The sequence below is a fragment of the Cellvibrio sp. genome (assembly GCF_053579595.1).
Window position 1 is genome coordinate 1 of sequence record NZ_JBRFPI010000001.1, and the last position, 21291, is coordinate 21291.

18 protein-coding genes are annotated in these 21291 nt (G+C 47.6%); 2 read left to right on the forward strand and 16 right to left on the reverse strand.

Annotation, left to right across the window (positions count from 1 at the left end; all coding sequences use genetic code 11):
• Both ACWA6V_RS00005 and ACWA6V_RS00010 read left to right on the forward strand, forming a co-directional pair.
• On the forward strand, nt 1-265 hold a 265-nt coding region (locus ACWA6V_RS00005), incomplete at its 5' end, for a hypothetical protein (protein WP_449520579.1).
• A 125-nt stretch (nt 266-390) separates the two neighbouring features.
• Complete coding sequence (locus ACWA6V_RS00010; RefSeq protein ID WP_449520580.1) at nt 391-2589, forward strand: bifunctional serine/threonine-protein kinase/formylglycine-generating enzyme family protein; 2199 nt, start codon at nt 391-393, stop codon at nt 2587-2589.
• Nucleotides 2590-2661: 72 nt separating this feature from the next.
• Here ACWA6V_RS00010 and ACWA6V_RS00015 read toward each other — a convergent pair whose 3' ends face one another.
• From ACWA6V_RS00015 to pyrH, 16 genes are all read right to left on the reverse strand, one after another.
• Complete coding sequence (locus ACWA6V_RS00015; RefSeq protein ID WP_449520581.1) at nt 2662-3609, reverse strand: acetyl-CoA carboxylase carboxyltransferase subunit alpha; 948 nt, start codon at nt 3607-3609, stop codon at nt 2662-2664.
• Between the two features lie 245 nt (nt 3610-3854).
• Complete coding sequence (locus ACWA6V_RS00020) at nt 3855-4310, reverse strand: CBS domain-containing protein (protein WP_449520582.1); 456 nt, start codon at nt 4308-4310, stop codon at nt 3855-3857.
• A gap of 190 nt (nt 4311-4500) precedes the next feature.
• Nucleotides 4501-8034 (reverse strand): DNA polymerase III subunit alpha, encoded by a 3534-nt coding sequence (dnaE, locus tag ACWA6V_RS00025; protein ID WP_449520583.1) that lies wholly within the window; start codon nt 8032-8034, stop codon nt 4501-4503.
• 26 nt (nt 8035-8060) lie between these two features.
• The gene (gene rnhB / locus ACWA6V_RS00030; protein WP_449520606.1) at nt 8061-8636 is read right to left on the reverse strand and encodes a ribonuclease HII; all 576 of its coding nucleotides are present in this window, start codon (nt 8634-8636) and stop codon (nt 8061-8063) included.
• A gap of 50 nt (nt 8637-8686) precedes the next feature.
• The gene (gene lpxB, locus ACWA6V_RS00035; protein ID WP_449520584.1) at nt 8687-9832 is read right to left on the reverse strand and encodes a lipid-A-disaccharide synthase; all 1146 of its coding nucleotides are present in this window, start codon (nt 9830-9832) and stop codon (nt 8687-8689) included.
• Between the two features lie 94 nt (nt 9833-9926).
• Nucleotides 9927-10697: an acyl-ACP--UDP-N-acetylglucosamine O-acyltransferase gene (gene lpxA, locus ACWA6V_RS00040; protein WP_310071663.1), complete on the reverse strand. Its 771-nt coding sequence runs from the start codon at nt 10695-10697 to the stop codon at nt 9927-9929.
• A 33-nt stretch (nt 10698-10730) separates the two neighbouring features.
• On the reverse strand, nt 10731-11168 hold the full coding sequence (fabZ, locus tag ACWA6V_RS00045) for a 3-hydroxyacyl-ACP dehydratase FabZ (protein ID WP_310071660.1): 438 nt from the start codon (nt 11166-11168) through the stop codon (nt 10731-10733).
• A 30-nt stretch (nt 11169-11198) separates the two neighbouring features.
• On the reverse strand, nt 11199-12224 hold the full coding sequence (gene lpxD, locus ACWA6V_RS00050) for a UDP-3-O-(3-hydroxymyristoyl)glucosamine N-acyltransferase (protein ID WP_449520585.1): 1026 nt from the start codon (nt 12222-12224) through the stop codon (nt 11199-11201).
• A 17-nt stretch (nt 12225-12241) separates the two neighbouring features.
• Entirely contained in the window at nt 12242-12736 is a 495-nt protein-coding gene (locus ACWA6V_RS00055) for an OmpH family outer membrane protein (RefSeq protein WP_449520607.1), read from the reverse strand.
• A 55-nt stretch (nt 12737-12791) separates the two neighbouring features.
• Nucleotides 12792-15452 carry an outer membrane protein assembly factor BamA gene (gene bamA, locus ACWA6V_RS00060; protein WP_449520608.1) on the reverse strand — a complete coding sequence of 887 codons (2661 nt, stop codon included), beginning with the start codon at nt 15450-15452 and terminating at the stop codon, nt 12792-12794.
• Nucleotides 15453-15524: 72 nt separating this feature from the next.
• Nucleotides 15525-16877, reverse strand: coding sequence for a sigma E protease regulator RseP (gene rseP, locus ACWA6V_RS00065; RefSeq protein ID WP_449520586.1), 1353 nt, complete (start codon nt 16875-16877; stop codon nt 15525-15527).
• Between the two features lie 22 nt (nt 16878-16899).
• A complete protein-coding gene (gene ispC / locus ACWA6V_RS00070) occupies nt 16900-18099 on the reverse strand; it encodes a 1-deoxy-D-xylulose-5-phosphate reductoisomerase (RefSeq protein ID WP_449520587.1) in 1200 nt (399 codons plus the stop codon).
• Complete coding sequence (locus ACWA6V_RS00075) at nt 18100-18954, reverse strand: phosphatidate cytidylyltransferase (RefSeq protein WP_449520588.1); 855 nt, start codon at nt 18952-18954, stop codon at nt 18100-18102.
• On the reverse strand, nt 18947-19681 hold the full coding sequence (gene uppS / locus ACWA6V_RS00080) for a polyprenyl diphosphate synthase (protein ID WP_449520589.1): 735 nt from the start codon (nt 19679-19681) through the stop codon (nt 18947-18949). Before uppS ends, ACWA6V_RS00075 begins: the two co-directional genes overlap by 8 nt.
• 151 nt (nt 19682-19832) lie before the next feature.
• Nucleotides 19833-20390, reverse strand: a complete 558-nt coding sequence (gene frr / locus ACWA6V_RS00085) for a ribosome recycling factor (protein ID WP_310071639.1) — start codon at nt 20388-20390, stop codon at nt 19833-19835.
• On the reverse strand, nt 20387-21121 hold the full coding sequence (gene pyrH, locus ACWA6V_RS00090) for a UMP kinase (RefSeq protein WP_133683125.1): 735 nt from the start codon (nt 21119-21121) through the stop codon (nt 20387-20389). Before pyrH ends, frr begins: the two co-directional genes overlap by 4 nt.
• Between the last annotated feature and the right edge of the window lie 170 nt (nt 21122-21291).

Consider the following 21291-nt stretch of genomic DNA (forward strand, 5'->3'; position numbering starts at 1 on the left):
AGGGGGCAAACCCACTGCAGGTAAGTTTAGGGGCAAGACCAACAATCACCCGGCTACGGCTAAAGCAGCAAGCAAGCCTGCGGCGAAAGCTTTTGGCGATAAATTTGAAAGCGCCAAGAAGTTCAATGCACAAACTACCGCAACTAAAGGCACTGGCGCCTCGGTAAAAAAAGAATTCACTGGCGCCAAAACGGGTAACCAACATAGTCACAACCGTCCCACCGGACAAACTCCAGGCCGCAAACCTGGTGCACCCAAAAAATAATGATCTATCTGTTTTGCGCAAATGGATTTGTGCAAACTAGCCAGTTTCTATTCAGCAAATTCCGCTAAAATAGCTGCTTGCACAGCCTCCCTGATTGCCAATACAAATCTGATTTATTTATAAAAATGCAAATCCCCGGCTACACCCTGATCAAAAAAATAAACAGTGGCGGCATGGCGACTGTTTATCTAGCCACCCAGCACAGCGTTGGGCGCACTGTCGCACTTAAAATCATGAAACCGTCGCTGGATAAGGATCCAGAATTTCACCAGCGCTTTCAGCGCGAAGCTACCATCATTGGCCAGCTTTCCCATCCGAATATTATCCCGATTTATGACATAGGCCGACACGAAGAATTTAATTACATTTCAATGGAGTTTTTATCCAAAGGCTCATTGGATGAAAAAATCACGCAAGGCATTACCACTGAAGTTGCATTAAAGATTACCCTGGGAATTGCCGCTGCGCTGGAACATGCTCACAGCAAAGGCTATGTTCATCGCGATATCAAACCAGAAAATATTTTATTCCGTGAAGATGATTCACCGGTACTCACCGATTTTGGCATAGCACGCACGATTAAATCCAAAGCGAATATGACGCAAGTGGGAGCAGTAATCGGCACGCCCTATTACATGAGCCCGGAACAAGCCAAGGGCGAGACCAGCGATGAACGCTCAGATTTATACAGCCTTGGTGTAGTGCTCTATGAAATGCTTACCGGCAAGCGTCCGTTTCAAGCAGATAGTTCGCTCGCATTGGGAATAAAACATATTCACGAGCAAGCCCCCAAACTTCCACTGAATGTATTTGCACTACAGTCGATAATGGACAAACTGCTCGCCAAAAAGCCGGAGCAGCGCTTCCAAACAGCGCGCGAGTTGATTGATGTGATCGAACCTATTGCTAGCAACAAATCGCCGCTGGTGAGTAGCGATGGCGCAGTGAAATCTGTTCATTTGATCAAGACATTAGGCAGTCTCATCGCACAAGACCTACGATTTTTTGCAAATAAATCTGCCGCTTTTTTTAATACGATAACGAGAAAATTTTCCACATCCCCAGCAGAGCCAGCCATCATCACCGGCTCGCAATTAGAGCAGACACTTGTCGCGGCACCTGGTCATATAGCTGATCCAACAACAAGCGTATTTAGCGATAGCCGCAACAAACTGCGCTGGGTTTATGGTTCGCTAGGTTTACTTGCACTATTGGCGATAGGTTTTATGTTCGTTGATGAACAACCCGACACTAGCACACGCGAACAATGGGCACAGCTGTCTGCACACGAGAGTGATAAGACAACAAACGCCCACCAAAATATGAGCGACAATTTATTGCCGCTAACGATTAATCCTATACCCGCTGAAGCACGAGTTCGTATACTCAATATCAAAGAAAAATACTCTATCGGCATGCCGCTCGCCCCCGCCGCTTACCATATTGAAATTAGCCACCCGGGCTATACCACCAAAACCAAATGGATAAGACTTAATGCACGCAACCAAACCTGGGATATTGCACTGCAGAAATCCACACAGATTGCCAACCCAAACCAGCTGCCATTACCAGAAATGGTAGAGGTTTATAGCAACCCATTCTTAATGGGTGATTCCAATAGCAACACCGCAAACACTGTAGTGCTGGAAAATAATTTTTTAATCAGTCGCTACGAAATTACATTTAATGAATACGATTTTTTTGCGCTGGCAACCAATCGCGCGTTACCTGACGATATGGGCTGGGGTCGCGGTGAGCGCCCGGTCATTAATATCAGCTGGGACGATGCCATCGCCTACGCCAATTGGCTCAGCAAAACCACCGGAAAACATTATCGCTTACCAACAGCAGCCGAATGGGAATATGCCGCGCGTGGAAACACGACCAGCAGTTATTGGTGGGGTAACAATGAAGATGATGCGCAAGAGCGAGCGAATTGTCGCCGTGGCTGCAAGTCTTTCTGGGCAAGTTTCTTCAATAACAAAACGCAGCCGGTAGGCAGTTTTCCACCCAATGATTTTGGCATCCACGATACTGCGGGAAATGCAGCCGAATGGGTAAATGATTGTGCCGATAAAACACCAGCAACAGCCTGCCTGAAACGTGCGGTGCGCGGTGGATCATTTGTCAGTAAAGTCGAAGCTATTACCGCCTACTCACAAGTAGCAATTACCGCGAGCAAGTCGCGCAAGTCCATTGGTTTGCGTTTGGTACAAGAAACCCCGGCACAGCAAATAGAGAATGAAATCAAAAACGAAAACAGACCGCGCAGGCGCAATATTTTCCGCGAGATTTCCGACAGCATTTTCAAGCGGGAAAATTGATCATCAATTGACGCCAATAAAAAAACCGCTGACTCTCATCAGCGGTTTTTCTATTCAAAATTTTATTTTGGATCAATTACCATAACTCATCAAACGCTGATAGCGGCGCTCAAGTAATGCATCGATTGGCTCTTTACTCAAACGATCAACCTGAGCCACTAAACGCTCTTGCAGTTTTTTCGCCATATCATCCACATTGCGATGGGCGCCGCCCAGAGGCTCAGGAATAGTTTCATCAACAATGCCCAAGTCTTGCAAAATTTTTGAGGTAACACCCATAGCTTGGGCTGCTTCTGGTGCTTTAGCAACGGTTTTCCAAATGATGTTGGCGCAACCCTCAGGGGAGATAACGAAATAGGTGGAATACTGCAGCATGTTGAGCTGGTCACCTACACCGATCGCCAAGGCGCCGCCAGAAGAACCTTCACCGATTACTGTACAGACAATCGGTGTGCGCAGACGCGACATCACTGCCAGGTTTTGTGCGATAGATTCAGAAATACCACGCTCTTCCGAGTCGATACCGGGATAGGCACCGGGAGTATCAATCAGTGTCAATACCGGGAGCTTGAAACGCTCGGCCATTTCCATCAGTCGCAGGGCTTTGCGGTAACCTTCCGGACGCGGCATACCAAAGTTGCGCATGACTTTTTCACTAACGGTACGGCCTTTTTCTTCGCCAATTACCATCACCGGTTTGCCATCCAGACGTGCCACGCCACCAATAATTGCCGCGTCATCGCCAAAATGACGGTCACCATGCAACTCGTCAAACTCGGTAAACACACGGGAAATATAGTCAGACGTATAAGGGCGGTGCGGGTGACGGGCGACTTTTACGATATCCCAAGCGGTCAGCTTGGAATAGATTGTCTCAGTCAGCTTGGTACTCTTTTCACGCAACTTGGCGATTTCATCGGCAATGTTCACATCGGAACTATTGCCAACCAGTTGTAACTCTCCAATCTTGCCTTCGAGTTCGGCGATGGGCTGTTCAAAATCCAGATAATTCAGATTCATAGCGAGCTCTTGATCCGGGTAGTAAACTACCATTTTGACTTATGGGGTGAGTGCTGCAGTCTGCTATTTGATGGCTTTTTAGTCAGCCTGACAGGCAACACAATTGGGGCGCTACCTTACGCGAAATGGGCGATTTAGTCGATCTTTTCCAGCGAAAATGAAGGGATGCTCATGGGCTAAATCAGACTGGAAAGAGGCCGCACCTGGATTTACCCTACAGAGGATAAATCCGGGATGGCTAGACGCTATTGCACAATCACTGGTGCCACAGAAAACGAGGTGCGCTCACGCGCTGGAGAGAAATAACTACCGTTGTGCTGTTTTAATGCCTGTAATATGTGCCGACGATTGATCAACCCCACCAACTTGCCATGTTCAACAACGGGGTAATTTTTAGGTTTGTTGCCAAGCATGGTTTCCGCGATTTCCAGGATACTGGTATCCGGCGTTACGCTCAGCACATCACGCCGCATAATACTGGCGACCTGAGCCGAATCCTCAGCATAGAAAGCACTGTTTAACATCTCTTTCATACAATCCTGTTCCGACACAAAACCCACCACGCTCATGCTCGCATCCACCACCGGCGCGCCAGTGATATTCCATTTGAGTAAATGCTCAACCACCTCGCGCACACTGGCATCCGCTTTAATCGCCTGCACATTGGCCTGCATATAATCTTTAACAAGAATTGATGACATATTACTGCCCTCCATCATTCAGTTTTTTAGACCTTTCAATTAGAGTTTAGATGGATGTGGCGGCAGCGAGAGACTGAAAGAATCTGTAGCGACTGGTTTTTTAGAACAAGTTTATCTAAAGAACAGTTATAGATTAAAAAAGAAAAAGACTGCAAATGGCAGCCTTTTGATGATGATCACAAAGCGAGTTTTAATAAACCAAGCGCACTTTTGCACTGCCATAGCTATCGCGCAAGCGCTGTAATAATTCATCTTCCGGGCGCACATTCCACTGACTGCCGAAACGCAATTGCGCACGCGCATCGCTACGTAAATAATCAACAACAATCGCGCAACGTGCTTCTTGCTGTGGTGACTGGCGATAGGGATCCAACATCTCACCCAACTCGCGTGAAAAACTGGCAGGCAGCGTGCCGGATTCCAACTCAAGCCAAAGTTCACGCACTTTTTCCTGTCGCACATCAGCGAGCAAGCGCAAACTATCAGCACTCATTTTTAACATACCACTGAAATCGTCGAACCTGACTTGACCACTAATAACCAACAGACCATCTTTGGATAAAACATCACGCGAGTTATTAAACGTTTCGGCGAAAAGAGTAATGTCCATGCGCCCAGTGCGATCATCAATTGTCAGGATCGCCATATTATCGCCGCGTTTGGTTTTCACAATGCGTTGTGAAATAACCAAACCGGAAATGGTCTGCGTACCTTTTTCAGGTTTTAAATTGGCGATACGCGAACTAACCAAATGCGTGAGTTCACTTTCGTATTCATCAATGGGATGGCCGGTGAGATACAACCCGAGCGTTTCTTTTTCTGCGTTCAGACGCTCTTTCATTGTCCAAGTACGTACACGGCGAAATTCCCTATACACATCAGTATTGGAGTCGTCATTGGCAATCACCGCGCCGAATAAATCCATCATACCGGCATTCGTATTTGCCATAGCTTGTTCAGCTGTTTTAACAGCCTCACCCATCGCTGCAAACATCACCGCGCGATCATGGTCAATATTGTGTTGCGGTGTATTGCTCGTCGGTCCGAGGTTGTCGGCAGCGCCGGAGCGGATAATGGCTTCCATTGCACGCTTATTTACTTTGCGTGGATCGACACGCGCACAGAAATCAAATAAATCCTTGAAAGGGCCGCCTTCATTGCGCGCCGCAATAATCGATTCAACCGGACCTTCACCCAATCCTTTAATAGCGCCCAGACCATAAATAATTCTACCAGCATCATCCACTGTAAAATGAAACTCACCGGAATTAACATCCGGCGGTAACAATTTTAATTTCATGGTGCGACATTCTTCGATAAAGGTAACCACCTTATCGGTTTTATCCATGTCCGAAGACATAGTCGCCGCCATAAAATGCGCAGGATAATGCGCTTTTAGCCAAGCGGTTTGATAGGAGACAATTGCATAGGCCGCAGAGTGAGATTTGTTAAAACCGTAACCTGCAAACTTTTCTACCAAATCAAAAATTTTAATCGCTAGCTCAGGATCAACGCCTTGATTTTTTGCACCGCTTTCAAACACTTCACGCTGCTTGGCCATCTCTTCTGGCTTTTTCTTACCCATTGCACGACGCAACATGTCCGCACCGCCGAGCGTATAACCGGCAAGCACCTGTGCAATCTGCATTACCTGTTCCTGATAAACGATAACGCCGTAAGTCGGCTCCAGTACCGGCTTTAAACTTTGATGCTGGAATTTTGCATCGGGATACGCGACTTGCGCGCGACCATGTTTACGGTTGATAAAATCGTCCACCATGCCAGACTCAAGTGGGCCGGGGCGAAACAGTGCCACCAGCGCAATCAGGTCTTCGATATTGTCCGGTTGCAGGCGCTTGATCAAATCTTTCATACCGCGCGATTCCAACTGGAATACCGCGGTGGTTTCAGCGCGTTTTAATAAGCCAAATGTTTTGGGATCATCGAGGGGAATTGCACTGATATCGAGGGGATTCTCGCCTTTTTTAATACGCTGCTTATCGATCATGATGCGCGCCCAATCAATAATCGTGAGCGTGCGTAAACCGAGGAAGTCAAACTTCACCAAGCCCGCCTCTTCCACATCACCCTTATCAAATTGGGTAACCAAACCACCGCCAGTTTCATCGCAATAGAGCGGCGAAAAATCCGTAAGCTTGGTGGGGGCAATAACGACACCACCTGCGTGCTTACCTACGTTACGCGTCAACCCCTCAAGCTGCACCGCCATTTCCCAGATTTCACCGGCATCACCATCCTGCTCGATAAATTCTTTAAGTTGCGGCTCTTCTTCAAGTGCTTGCGCAAGCGTCATACCCGGCGTGGGTGGAATCATCTTGGAAAGTTTATCGGCGAGACCGTAAGATTTTCCCTGCACCCGCGCCACATCGCGCACTACCGCTTTTGCAGCCATGGTACCGAAGGTAATGATTTGACTTACAGCATCGCGGCCGTAATTATCGGCAACGTAAGAAATAACCTTGTCACGGTTGTCCATGCAAAAATCGATATCGAAGTCCGGCATGGAAACCCGCTCAGGGTTCAGAAAACGTTCGAACAGCAAATCGTATTGAAGCGGATCAAGATCGGTAATTTTTAATGAATAGGCAACGAGCGAGCCCGCGCCCGAACCACGACCGGGTCCTACGGGAATATCGTGATCTTTCGCCCACTGGATAAAGTCCATTACAATCAGGAAGTAACCAGGGAACCCCATCTGGTTAATAATATCCAATTCAAACGTCAAACGATCTTCGTAGACTTTGCGGCGCTCGGTATAATCGGGAGAGGATTTGTCGAGAATACGTTCGAGCCGTTGATCCAATCCTTCATGTGAAATTTTTCGAAAAAATTCTGCCTCGGTTAAACCCTCAGGAACCGGATACTCAGGCAAAAAGTATTTGCCCATCTGAATCGTAATAGTACAGCGCTTGGCAATTTCGATGGTATTCGCGATTGCTTCCGGAATATCACTGAATAATTCCGTCATTTCTTCGGCAGAACGCAAATACTGTTGATCACTATAGCGTCGCTCTCGACGCGGATCATCGAGTGCGCGACCTTCACTAATACACACACGTGCTTCGTGTACTTCAAACTCACTAGCTTTTAAAAACCGTACATCATTAGTTGCAACAACGGGGCAATTCATTTCTGCTGCAAGTGCAACTGCAGCGTGCAAATGGTTTTCGTCGTTCTCGCGCCCGGTACGCTGTAATTCCAAATAAAAGCGATTGGGAAAATCCTGCATCCATCCATATAGTAGCTCACTAGCTTGCGGTGTCCTACCGCCGAGTAGCGCCATACCCACATCGCCAAATTTCCCACCGGACAAGGCAATTACGCCTTCGCTGTACTCGCTAATCCATTCGCGCTGCAAGTAGGCAACACCTTGTTGTTGGCCATGACGCCATGCACGCGAAATCAACTCGATAATATTTTTGTACCCGCGATCATTCATCGCCAATAAAGTGATGAGCGTTGGCTTACCTTCATTGTCGCTGCTCGCAATCCAAAAATCGCTACCGGCAATAGGCTTGACGCCGGCACCTTGTGCCGCCTTATAAAATTTAATTAGACCATAAAAATTGGTTTGGTCAGTAATCGCACAAGCAGGCATATTTAATTCTGCCGTGCGCTTCACGAGCGATTTAATTCGCACCAAGCTATCGCTCAGTGAAAACTCAGTGTGTAAACGCAGGTGGACAAAATTAGCAGCAGGCATAAGCGTTTTCTGAATGGGCTCGAATATTAAAACAATTTCATTTGTTCAATTTTGGCGCGCACTGGCGCATAGGAAGTGCGATGAATGGGTGTAATACCCAATTTATCCAAGGCATCCATATGCACTTTGGTGGGATAACCTTTGTGGTCTGCAAAACCATATCCCGGATAGGTTTTATCCAGCGCAACCATTTCACGGTCACGGGTTACCTTGGCCAGAATCGAAGCAGCGCTTATCGCGGCAACCCGGCTATCACCTTTCACAACGGCTTCAGCAGGATAATGCCATTTAGGTAATTTATTGCCGTCTACCAGCACGTGCTCAGGCTGAATATGTAGCCCTTGAACCGCGCGAGTCATAGCAAGCAAACTGGCTTGTAAAATATTTACTTTATCAATTTCAGCAACCGACGCGCGAGCAATACACCAGCTCTTGGCTTTCAGCTGAATTTCAGTAAATAGTTGTTCACGCTTTTTTTCGGTGAGTTTTTTGGAATCATCCAAACCTGCAATAGGATTTTCCGGATCAAGAATAACGGCAGCGGCAACTACATCACCCGCCAAAGGGCCACGCCCAACTTCATCACAACCAGCACCGAGCACGCCTTGATATACACTGATAAAAGGTTCAAGCACAAAAACACCTGTTTAAATTACTGTTGTTTAATTAAACGAGCTACTGCATCAGCAGCACGGGCACTAGCATCGCGTTTTAATTCGATATGCATTTGTGCAAACGTCTGACTCAATGCTTGTGCCTCATCAGGATTTTCAAAATAGTTCATTACCGCCGCACTAAGCGTTTCGGGAGTGGCGTTGTTTTGTAACAATTCCGGCACCAACATTTTTTGCGCCAGCAAATTAGGTAATGAAACCCAAGGTGTTTTTACTAACCAAGATAAAATTTTGAATGTGAGTGGCGCCATCTTGTAGGCAACCACCATGGGTTTTTTCAACAACAAGGCTTCAAGCGTCACCGTACCTGATGCCAATAAAACCACATCTGCTGCTGCAATGGCCTCATGGGAATGACCATTCATTAATTCGATAGGAAAATCGACAAACTCATTCAATTCAATATGTAATTGGCGATAGCGATCCGGACTGGCGGCAGGAATAATAAATTGCAAACTGGGATCCTGTTCTAAACAGTAAACGGCCGTGCGCATAAACAATTCACCCATCCGCTCCACTTCGCTCGCGCGGCTACCGGGCAAAAGTGCAACTATGCGCCCCTCTTCAGGTAAGCCCAGTAATTTGCGTGCGGCAATTTTATCGACATGCAACGGAATTTCATCGGCAAGATGATGCCCAACAAATTCCACAGGCACATTATGTTCTTGATAAAACTTTGCTTCGAAAGGCAAGAGTGTCAACATTAAGTCAACTGCACGCGCAATTTTAATAATGCGTTTCTGTCGCCAAGCCCAGACGGATGGGCTGACATAATGAACCGTTTTAATACCTTTTTCTTTGAGTGATGCTTCAAGAGGAATTGTAAAGTCGGGTGAATCCACCCCGATAAATACGGCGGGAGGATTAGCAATAAAATGCTCGCGTAAAAATTTTCGGATACGCAACAATTCCGGTAAGCGTTTCAAGGGTTCAACTAGCCCCATCACCGCTAAACGGTCCTGGGGGAAATACGAGTGAAAACCCTGCGCTAGCATACGCGGGCCACCAATACCGGAAAATTCTGCTGTGGGAAAGTGGCGGCGCAACTCTTGCATCAGTGCTGCGCCAAGAATATCCCCGGATGCCTCTCCGACAACAATACCTATGTGTATGTGATCAGACACTCAGCCTCCAGATTTTTAGCGTGTTCTTCGAGGAGAAAACTGTGCAGGTAACTTTCTAGACAACTATCTAGGTGACTACACAACAGAAAACTAATTAACGGACAATACCGCGCGTTGAACTGTTTAAAGAATCAATCAACACCTGTAATGCTGGGGATTCTGCAGCTAATGGATTCAATTCAGTCAGTGCCTCATCGAGCGTCAAACCACGCCGATAAATCGTTTTATAGGCCTTGGTTAGCAAATTGATATCGTCTTTGGTAAAGCCACGCCGACGCAACCCTTCCACATTAATATTTTTTGCTTCAGCAGGGCTGCCATTGACCATCACATAAGCGGGCACATCTTTTCCAATCGCGCTGCCCATACCAGAGAAGCTGTGCGCACCGATTTTGCAAAACTGGTGCACCAAGGTAAATCCGCTCAGAATTGCCCAATCGCCAATATGCACATGGCCAGCAAGCGCTGCGTTATTCACCAGAATGCAGTGATTGCCGATCACACTGTCATGCCCGACATGGACATACGCCATTAATAGATTGTGATCACCAATAGTCGTCTCCCCCCTGTCCTGCACAGTACCGCGGTGAATAGTTACGCCTTCGCGAATCACATTATTATCGCCAATAACTAAACGGGTTGGTTCACCTTTGTACTTCAGGTCAGGAGTATCTTCGCCGACCGATGAAAATTGATAAATACGGTTGTGCTTGCCGATAGTGGTCGGGCCTTTAAGCACGACATGAGAGGCAATTACACTGCCCTCACCTATTTCAACATCAGGGCCAATGACAGTCCAAGGGCCGACCTGAACATCAGCCGCCAGTTTGGCACTAGGATGAATAATTGCAGATGAATCTATCAAAATATCTTCTCGCTAATATCAGGCTAACGCGAATTAAATTTTGCGATCTGCACAAAGAATAGTGGCAGATGCTGCCAATACGCCGTCAACACTGGCTTTACATTCAAATTTCCAAATACCACGTTTTTCCGAAATAACCCGCGATTCCAGTTGCAAACGGTCACCAGGAATTACCTGCCGCTTAAAACGCACATCATCCACACCGGCAAACAAATAGATCGACCCATCCTGCGGTTTTTTATTCATGGTTTTGAAACCAAGGATACCTGATGCCTGCGCCATAGCTTCAATAATCATAACGCCTGGAAATACGGGGCTTTGCGGAAAGTGACCATTAAAGACTTCTTCGTTAACAGTAATATTTTTGTACGCGATAATTGACTCACCTTCAATCAATTCCACCACGCGATCCACCAACAAAAAGGGATAGCGGTGTGGTAAGTATTCGCGAATTTCGTTAACGTCCATCATGGTACAAACCCCAAGCGATCAATGAAAAAATTATTCCGCACCATGAGTGCGTTCGAGTTTTATTAAGCGTGTTGCCAATGCATCTAACTGGCGAAAACGTGCTGCGTTTTTACGCCAGTCTTTTGTTGGAGCCAAGGGTGTACCGGATGAATAAGAACCTGGTTCAGAAATTGACGCAGACACCATACTCCTACCCGTAATATGCACTTTATCTGCAAGTGTTAAATGACCGGCGATAGCAACTGCACCTGCAATAGTGCAACCAGCACCAATTGTAGTGCTACCTGCGATGGCAGTATGCGCAGCTATGGCGGTATTTTTGCCTATGCGCACATTGTGGCCAATCTGGACCTGATTATCGATAATAGCGCCATCACCGATAACAGTATCGTCAAGCGCGCCGCGATCAATGCAAGTACAAGCCCCAATTTCAACCTTGTTGCCAATCTGTACTCCACCTAGTTGGTGGATTTTAATCCAGCCACTAGCATCAGGTGCAAAACCAAATCCATCAGCGCCAATTACACATCCGCTATGTAGCATGCAGTCAGCGCCAATGCTAACACCATGATAGATACTGACATTAGCCGCAATTCGGGTATTGGCTCCAATTACGCTGTCATTACCCACATAGCTGCCTGCACCAATAATCACACCATCAGCCAAGATCACTCCATCGCCAATAACTGCATTTGCGCTAATAGAAACTCTTTCACCCAAGATGCAATCATTGCCTACAACTGCTGCGGGATGAATGCCGGAATATGGGGCGCGGAGAAATTCAAATATCGCAGACAACCTGGCGTAAGCGACATAAGGGTTTTTAACCACTAACTTATTACCCTCAAACGCACCGGCAAGCTCGGCATTGACAAGCAATGCGCCAGCTTGCGTTGCAGACAAGTACTTTTTGTAGGCAGGATTAGCAATAAAACTTAAGTCTGTTGAACCAGCAGACTGCAAAGTGGCGAGCGCGCTTATCTCTTGCTCTGCATTACCACGCAACTCTGCACCCAGCAGTTGCGCCAATTCAGCCAATAGATAAGAACGCTTCATGTACAGAAAGCCCGATCTTATTTGGCTTTATCAAGCAAGGCAGTCACCTTGGGAGTCAAATCATTTTCTGGCTTTGACATCATGACGGCCTTCGCATCAACAATCATGCTGATATTTTCTGACTCAACTAATTGCTTAACAACCGCCTCCATTTTTGGGCCGATCTCTTGCATGATTTGTTGCATCAAAGCTTGTTGCTCGGTCTGCAATTTTTTACCTTGGAATTGGTAGTCCTGACCAAGGCTCTGCAATTTCTTTTCGCTCTCGGCACGCTTTTCTGCACTCCAAGTCAATCCATCTTTTTGGTATTCGGTTTGCAATGCTTTTATGTCTGCTTGTAAACCTTCTAACTTTGCTTTAGCGGCAGCAAATTCTGCGCTCTTTTGCAATTTTTCAAATTTAGCTTTTGCTGCGGCAGTACCCATCACTGCACCAGTTGGATCGAGCACAACCACTTTACCTTGTGCCCATGAAACAGCTGACATAAGCGACAATGCAACTACAGCAAACATTTTTTGTGTGACAGTCACAATCTATTCCTCTTGAAATGATATTGAAAAATTATTGTTAGAAAGTTTGTCCCAAGGAGAACTGGAACACCTCTGTACGATCTGCCTCATTCTCCCTAAACGGTTCGGCGATACTAAACGTCATAGGACCAAAACCTGAAATCCAGGTTAAACCGAAGCCCACAGATGCGTTAATACGGTCTATATCAACACCATAACAATTGAGCTGTGTTGCACCGCAATCTGTATCAAAGACATTACCTGCATCCAAAAAGAACGTTGTCTGAATAGAACGCTGATCCTTGATGAAGGGTAGCGGGAATAAAATTTCCGCGCCGCCCTGAATCAGCACATTTCCACCAAATGCACCACGGGTTCTACTGGTATACGTACTACCTAGAATCGCATCACTGATCAATTCACCGGGATTGCATACACGCACTACACCATTCTGACCGCTGGAACCAACCCCAGGCGCATCAGGGTCTTCACACAGTATGTAAGCCCCCCCCCCGACCTCTCCGGCATCACCAGTATAGTCACCATCACCATTTAGGTCGTCCCATATCGTTGGCGTACTAACAGCAGTGCGTTGCGGTGAACTACGCGGGCCGAGTGTATTGCGTTCAAAACCACGCACTGAACCAAACCCTCCCGCGTAATAATGCTCAAAGAAGGGCAATTCATCCAGATCACCATATGCTCCCGCATATCCCAAACGGGTATGCAACCGCAAAGTCAGTGATCTTGTAAGCGGTGTAAATATTTGCCCTGTGTAGTCAAATTTATAATATTGCAAATCACCGCCAGGTAACGACAGCTCGAATGTAAGTTGTTGTGACGCTCCACGATTAGCCAACACTCCGCGGTTTAGTGTTGAGCGCAACCAATACATGCTCACTTGTGCATCATTAAACGTGTCACCATAGACATCCAGAAAGCCAGGTGCATTTAGCATTTCTTCGCTATATGCCTGTGGCGTAAAAATGCCATTAGGAAAATCGATACCATTATTCAATTTTTGAACTAACTCGTAATATTGAGCCTGCGTGATGTAGCCTGTGTTTGGATTCCAAAGTGGTGAACGAATAATTTCCTGAGAAGAATAACTTGTCGGCTCCACTTCCAGACTGCGCAAACCAATATCAAAACCAATACGCTCGATATCAGAAATCGGGTAACCAAAATTCAGCTTACCACCATAAACGTTAGTACTATATGGCGTTACGTTGTATGAACCATAGTCGCTCTTGGTGTAATACAAACTCATACCACGGCTTACACCGTCAGGCGTGAAGTAAGGATCGTTGTAATTGAAGTTATAGGCAGTTTGATAACGATTGTGACTAAAACTGAAGCCCACTTGTTTGCCCGTACCAAACCAGTTGTTTTGCTGGATGCTCGCAGAGAAAAGCAAACCTGAATATTGTGCATAACCCACTTGCAGTCCCATGCTGCCTGATGGTTGCTCTTCAACGGTGTATTCAACGTCAATTTGATCAGATGTGCCGGGAACTTCTTTGTTTTCTACTTTCACTTCTTTAAAGTAGCCCAAGCGTTCCAAGCGCACTTTGGAATTTTCGATTTGTGCAGAATTAGCTGAGCCGCCTTCCATCTGGCGCATTTCACGCCGCAATACTTCATCGACAGTTTTAGTGTTGCCGCGGAAATTAATCCGGTTTACATAAGCGCGCTTACCGGGTTCGATGAAAAAAGTAATCTTTACCGTTTTGTCAGCATCGTTACGCTCAGGCATACCTTCTACCTTGGCAAAGGTATAACCCTCATTACCTAAACGCTTGGTGACATATTCTTCTGACGTAGTCATAAGTATTTGCGAAAAGATTTGATCTTTACGCATCAAAATCATACTGCGAATAATCTGCTCATCAATGGCCGGATCACCCGCGAGATCTATGTCACTGACACGGTAAATATCACCTTCGGTAATGTTCACTGTGATAAAAATTTTAGCTTTGTCGGGACTCAGTGAAATTTGCGATGAATCAATTTTGAAATTCAGGTAGCCGCGATCCATGTACCAGGATTCAAGGCGCTCCAAATCCCCTTTCATTTTCTCTTTGTTGTATTTGTCATTGCCAGAAATCCACGACCACATACCGGTCGTTTTCAATTCAAACAAATCAATCAGCTCTTCTTCAGTGTAACTACTGTTGCCTACAATATTGATTTGCTTAATGCGCGAAGGGCTGCCTTCATCAATTTTTACCAATACTTTTACCTGATTGCGCGGCATATCTTCAATTTCGATATTCACGCTCGCACCATAGCGGCCCTGGTTCACATATTCACGCTGCAATGCCTGGGTGATACCTTCCAAAGTTGCACGCTGGAAAATTTGCCCTTCAGACAAATTATTATCTTTCAAACTGTCCATCAGGTTTTCAGTTTTGATGGCTTTGTTGCCTTTCAGCTCGATCTTGTTGATGGCTGGGCGCTCTTTGATCACCAATACCAGTACATCGCCATCACGCTTGATAGCAACATCGGAGAAGTAGCCGATTTTAAATAATTCGCGGGTCGCATTTTGAATATCAGCCTGGGTAAGAACATCGCCAACACGGATAGGCATGGCACTAAAGACGGTACCTGCGGACACACGTTGTAAACCTTCTACACGAATGTCGCTTACACGAAAGGTTTGCGCCTGTACCGCAAAAGACAGGAATAGCGCCAGAAAACAGCCAATAACTCGCATCAAAACTCGCTTCATAGAATCTGTTCTAATCATAAATGAATGTTGGTCGCAGCCCGGCACAGAACTGCCAGATCAAAGCCGCATTATGTCGTTATACAGCGCCAGGATACTTAGACTGATCACCAGAAAGAGCCCAACCTGATACCCCAGCATCTGCACTTTGTCGGACACCGGTTTCCGCTTAATTACTTCAATCAAGTAATAAAATAAGTGCCCACCATCCAGTACCGGGATAGGTAAAAGGTTGAAGACTGCCAGGAATACACTGAGCAGGGCGACAAAACCAATAAAGCTCCTCAGGCCGCTCTCGGCCGAAGAGCCCGCCACCTTAGCAATGGTTATCGGTCCACTCAAGTTTTTCGTGGAAATTTCGCCAAGAATCAATTTTTTGACTGATAAAAGAACAAATCCCGAGGTTTCCCAGGTTTTGTTGACGCTGGCCACAAAGGCACCGGCAATAGAATAGTCATAAGAGCGGATCATCTCTTCCGGTACAGTGTAAGCTTTTACCCCAACACCTATACGCCCAAGACGCTGCCCATCTTCCTCCACCGATTCTGGAATAAGGGTTACTTGCAAAATCTGCGCATCTCGCTCGAAACTGACTTGCAATGCGTTGCCTGGATGTTTGCGCACGTATTCAACCCAGGTTTGCCAGTCATCGATCGCCAAATCATCCACCTTGAGAATCTTATCGCCTGTTTTTAGACCGGCTTTCTCTGCGGGGCTGGAGGTAAGAACCTCGCCCACAATAGGGGGGATTTTTGGGAGGGATAAAGTAATGCCCAACCCCTCTATCGGATTGGGATCGGCTGAATCACGCAGCCACTCAACCAACTGGGCTTCAGATTCATAATTAAAATGAGAGTCCGGATAGGCAACCGTAAAGCTGATTTTGCCTGTTTCACCCAAACGATTCAGCAAAGCCTTGTTGAGTGCTTGCCAGGTCGGCGTTGGCTCCCCATCGACTGCGACAATTTCCTGCCCCGATTCCAAGCTCGCTTGGGCCGCTACTGAACCCGGCACCACCTTATCAATGACTGGAATTAAATCGCGCTGCCCTTGCAGCAATAGTATCCAAAACAGCAGTATCGCCAATAAAAAATTAGCCAGCGGGCCAGCCGCTACTATCGCAATACGCTGCCATACCGTTTTATTGTTAAAGGCCAAATGGCGTTCTTCCGGCACCACATCGCCCTCGCGCTCATCCAGCATTTTGACGTAACCACCCAACGGCAATGCTGCCAAAGCATACTCGGTACCCAGCTTATCCCGCCATGACCAAAGTACTTTGCCAAAACCAATGGAAAAGCGATGCACCTTCACGCCACAGCGCCGCGCAACATAAAAATGTCCGAATTCATGGATTGAAACCAGAATTAGCAAAGCCACCAGAAAAGACACAATCGTCTGGATTAATTCCATGGATACTGCCTCAGGATAAAAGTCACCAGCGCGCAATCAACTGCTGCGCCAGAGCGCGAGCTTCTGCATCGGCGCTTTGGATCTGTGCCAGATTGTGCGGATCACAGGATGAAAGATGCGAAAGCACATGGTCGATAACCGAGGCTATCTGGTCAAAGCGGATTGTACGATTCAAAAATGCAGCTACTGCGATTTCATTGGCAGCATTGAGTATTGCCGGTGCTGAGCCAGAAACCTCTGCAGCCTGCTGCGCCAGGCGCAAACATGGAAAACGCTCATAGTCCGGCGCACTGAAGTCGAGCCGGGCGGTAGCGATAAGATCAAGGCTGGACACACCCGATTCAATCCGCTCTGGCCAAGCCAAGGCATGGGCAATAGGTGTGCGCATATCGGGATTACCCAGCTGCGCCAATACCGAACCGTCGATATATTCGACCATAGAGTGAATAACGCTCTGCGGATGGATTACCACCTGCACCTGCTGCGGGTGGGTATTGAACAGCCAGCAGGCTTCAATTAGCTCCAGCCCTTTATTCAGCATAGTGGCTGAATCGACCGAAATTTTTTGCCCCATACTCCAGTTGGGATGGGCGCAAGCTTGCTCGGGCGTCACTTTGGCAAGATCGGCGATGGGGGTATTACGGAAAGGGCCGCCAGACGCCGTCAACAGGATTTTTCTCACACCACTCGATTTAAGGCCTTCGGCCAGATAATCAGTGCGATGATTGGGGAGAGATTGAAAGATAGCGTTGTGTTGGCTGTCGATGGGCAACAGGACTGCACCGTGTTCAGCCACAGCGCGGGTAAACAATCCACCCGCCATTACCAAGGCCTCTTTATTGGCAAGCAAAACTTTTTTGCCCGCCTTAACCGCAGCCAAAGTTGGTAGCAATCCAACCGCCCCCACAATTGCAGCCATAACGGTATCGACTTGCTCATGCGCTGCAACTGCTGCTAAAGCATCTGCGCCTTGTAGCACTTCCGTTGCACCGCCCTGACGGCGCAGCTCGCGCTCCAATTCAAGCGCAGCGGCTGGATCATTAAGTACTGCATAACGGGGTTTGTGTATCAAACATTGAGTTGCCAATAGCTGCCAACGACGATCGGCACTTAACGCAAATACCTGATAGCGCCCCGGATGGCGAGCAATAACATCCAATGTACTGACGCCGATTGAGCCGGTCGCACCAAGGATAGTAATTTGCTGAGGCATAGTCTGCATTTAAACACCCACACCCGAGCTAAACGCGCCGCTTGCCAGCAGCGCCAACGCAAATACCGGAGCACCGGCAGTAATACCGTCTACACGATCAAGAATGCCGCCGTGGCCGGGTAAAATGCTACCACTGTCCTTTGCCCCTGCATGACGCTTGACCATGCTCTCCAACAAATCACCTAATACCGAAATCAAACTGGTAGGGACAATCAACGCCAGCATAAGCAGCAGGCTCGCGCCCAACACCTCACTAAGAATCAGAGCAAGCAGGCAATTTGCTAAAAATCCCCCAGCAAATCCTTCCCAGGTTTTACCCGGGCTGACTGCCGGTGCCAACTTGTGCTTGCCAAAACGGCGCCCGGCAAAATAGCCGCCACTATCCGCTACCGCGACAACCAGCATCAGCAAGAGCACCAACCAAGCGCCATTGTGTTGCTGGCGAACGTAAACCAGAGCGACCCACGTGGGGATCAACACCATTACGCCCATCGCTAGACGCAATACTTTATGCCCCCAGAGCACACTGCTGCTGGGATAGCCTTGCACCAACAACAACGCCAGCGCCCACCAACCACAACCCATAATTAATAAATCGCGGATAACCAAATTATTGAGTTGGGGGCTAGCCTCTCCTTCAAAACCCAAATAGCGCGACGCAATAATCAGGAGAATCAGGAGCGTGAAAGAGTAAACAAGGCGCTGCCACAGGGCGGAAAACCCAGACAAACTAGCCCATTCCCAAGCGCCAATTAATAAAACAGCACCAATAAAAAATGAAAAATAACCGGCAGGCAAACCAAATAAGGCCGAGAGGAAAATAACGGCAAGCACCAGAGCGGTAATAACACGCTGTTTAAGCATGGACTGCCCCCGCATCGATTTGATCGCCCGTCATACCAAAACGGCGTTGGCGCTCATGGAAACTGGCAGCGGCTTTTTTCAGCTCGTCACCATCAAAATCCGGCCAGAGTTTTTCGCTGAAAAACAACTCGGCATAAGCGCACTGCCACAATAAAAAATTACTGATGCGCACTTCACCACCGGTGCGGATCAATAAATCCAGCGGCGGCAAGTCTGCAAGACAAGTGTGCTCGTGTAGTGAGTCTTCGGTAATTGCCGCCGGATCCAATTCACCTCCCGCAACCTGGAGTGCGAGCTTTTTTGCCGCCTCAGCAATATCCCAGCGGCCGCCGTAATCGGCCGCAATGACCAACGTAGTTTTACCACCGCGCGTCAATTCTTCTGCGGCAGCTATGGCTTTTTGGATAGAAGGACTAAAGCGCTCGCGATTGCCAATCACACGCAGTGCCACATCTTTTTTCTTGAGCGCTTTGGCTTCGTTTTTGAGATACAGCAGAAACAGCGACATAAGTGCCTCCACCTCCACCGGCGGGCGACGCCAATTTTCGCTACTAAATGCAAATACAGTGAGGACTTCCACTCCCACTTCCTGACATGCCGCCATCACATCGCGGATGCGCTCCACACCCACTTTATGTCCGGAAACTCCCGCCATACCGCGCTGTTTAGCCCAGCGATTATTGCCATCCATAATGATCGCCACGTGGCGAAGGCTATTGTCAGTCACGCATACTCTCCCGGCAGCAGGTTTTTATCGAATAGATCGATAACCCGTTTTTGCTTTTTGTAATCTGGTGTCTATAAGTATTGTGTAGTGGTGCTGTGTGGTGAGATCGGGGCAGCCATACACAGCGCCAGCCCCAACCGGGTGATGCGGATTAAACAGCCATTAAATCCACTTCTTTTGCAGCGAGAGCCTTATCAACTTCGGCGATATATTTGTCGGTAATTTTTTGGATTTCATCTTGTGCACGACGATCATCGTCTTCGCCGATTGCCTTGTCTTTGAGCAGCGCTTTTACATCGCCCAATACGTCGCGGCGCACGTTGCGCACAGCAACACGGCCATTCTCTGCTTCAGCACGCGCCTGCTTGATAAAATTCTTGCGCGTTTCTTCCGTCAACATCGGCAGCGGAATACGGATCAAGCCATTGTTGGTGGATGGATTTAGACCCAAATCCGACTTCATAATCGCTTTTTCAATAGCCGGAACCAGGTTGCGCTCCCATGGGCTAATAGACAGGGTACGTGCATCTTCAATATTAATGTTACCCACTTGCGCCAGCGGCGTTGGAGTGCCGTAGTAATCAACAAGAATGCCATCCAACAAGCTTGGATGTGCGCGGCCAGTGCGAATTTTATTGAAATTCAAAGAAAGCACTTCAACGGCTTTTTTCATACGCGCTTCGGCGTCTTTTTTGATGTCATTAATCATGATTTGTCCTCTTCGATCAAAGTACCTTCGTTGCTACCTACAACGATATTTAACAGTGCGCCGGTTTTATTCATGCGGAATACACGCACCGGCATATCGTGCTCACGGCACAAACAAATAGCCGTCAGATCCATCACACCCAACTTTTTATCCAAGACTTCATCGTAAGAAAGGCGATCATATTTGGTTGCGGTTGGATCTTTTTTCGGGTCAGCGGAGTAAACACCATCCACCTTGGTTGCCTTCAACACGATATCGGCATCGACTTCAATACCGCGCAAACAAGCGGCGGAATCCGTAGTAAAAAAGGGATTTCCGGTACCGGCAGAAAAAATAACCACTTCACCAGAATTCAAAAAACGTACGGCGCGGCGGCGATCATAATGTTCAACCACACCACTCATGGGAATGGCCGACATAACACGGGAAGAAATATTGGACCGCTCCAAGGCATCACGCATCGCCAAGGCATTCATCACTGTGGCCAACATGCCCATATGGTCGCCGGTAACACGATCCAAGCCAGCGGCACTGAGCGCCGCACCGCGGAACAAATTGCCACCGCCGATTACCAATCCCACCTGCACACCTATGCCCACTAACTGGCCAATTTCCAAGGCCATTTTGTCGAGCACCTTGGGGTCAATCCCGAAACCCTCGGTACCCATCAGCTCTTCGCCGCTGAGTTTCAATAAAATACGCTTGTACTTTTTATCTCTTGGGCCGGACATAAATGCTCTCCAAAACAATGAGTTAGCCGCTAATGCCCACCCATGCTGAGGGGCCGAAAAAATCGGTGCAGTGTAACAGAAAAAAAGAGGCGGGGTGGCGCCCACCCAGCCTCTTTTTCACAACCCAACTCACATCCCGCCGCCAACAAAAAACCCGCACAGGCTACCCT

Coding starts and splice junctions, on each gene's coding strand:
- frr (WP_310071639.1), bottom strand. CDS start 20,390: ATGATTAATGACATCAAAAAAGACGCCGAAGCGCGTATGAAAAAAGCC.
- ACWA6V_RS00010 (WP_449520580.1), top strand. CDS start 391: ATGCAAATCCCCGGCTACACCCTGATCAAAAAAATAAACAGTGGCGGC.
- ACWA6V_RS00075 (WP_449520588.1), bottom strand. CDS start 18,954: ATGCTTAAACAGCGTGTTATTACCGCTCTGGTGCTTGCCGTTATTTTC.
- dnaE (WP_449520583.1), bottom strand. CDS start 8,034: ATGCCTGCTGCTAATTTTGTCCACCTGCGTTTACACACTGAGTTTTCA.
- ACWA6V_RS00020 (WP_449520582.1), bottom strand. CDS start 4,310: ATGTCATCAATTCTTGTTAAAGATTATATGCAGGCCAATGTGCAGGCG.
- rseP (WP_449520586.1), bottom strand. CDS start 16,877: ATGGAATTAATCCAGACGATTGTGTCTTTTCTGGTGGCTTTGCTAATT.
- ACWA6V_RS00055 (WP_449520607.1), bottom strand. CDS start 12,736: ATGTTTGCTGTAGTTGCATTGTCGCTTATGTCAGCTGTTTCATGGGCA.
- ACWA6V_RS00015 (WP_449520581.1), bottom strand. CDS start 3,609: ATGAATCTGAATTATCTGGATTTTGAACAGCCCATCGCCGAACTCGAA.
- ispC (WP_449520587.1), bottom strand. CDS start 18,099: ATGCAGACTATGCCTCAGCAAATTACTATCCTTGGTGCGACCGGCTCA.
- pyrH (WP_133683125.1), bottom strand. CDS start 21,121: ATGTCCGGCCCAAGAGATAAAAAGTACAAGCGTATTTTATTGAAACTC.
- lpxD (WP_449520585.1), bottom strand. CDS start 12,224: ATGAAGCGTTCTTATCTATTGGCTGAATTGGCGCAACTGCTGGGTGCA.
- fabZ (WP_310071660.1), bottom strand. CDS start 11,168: ATGATGGACGTTAACGAAATTCGCGAATACTTACCACACCGCTATCCC.
- bamA (WP_449520608.1), bottom strand. CDS start 15,452: ATGCGAGTTATTGGCTGTTTTCTGGCGCTATTCCTGTCTTTTGCGGTA.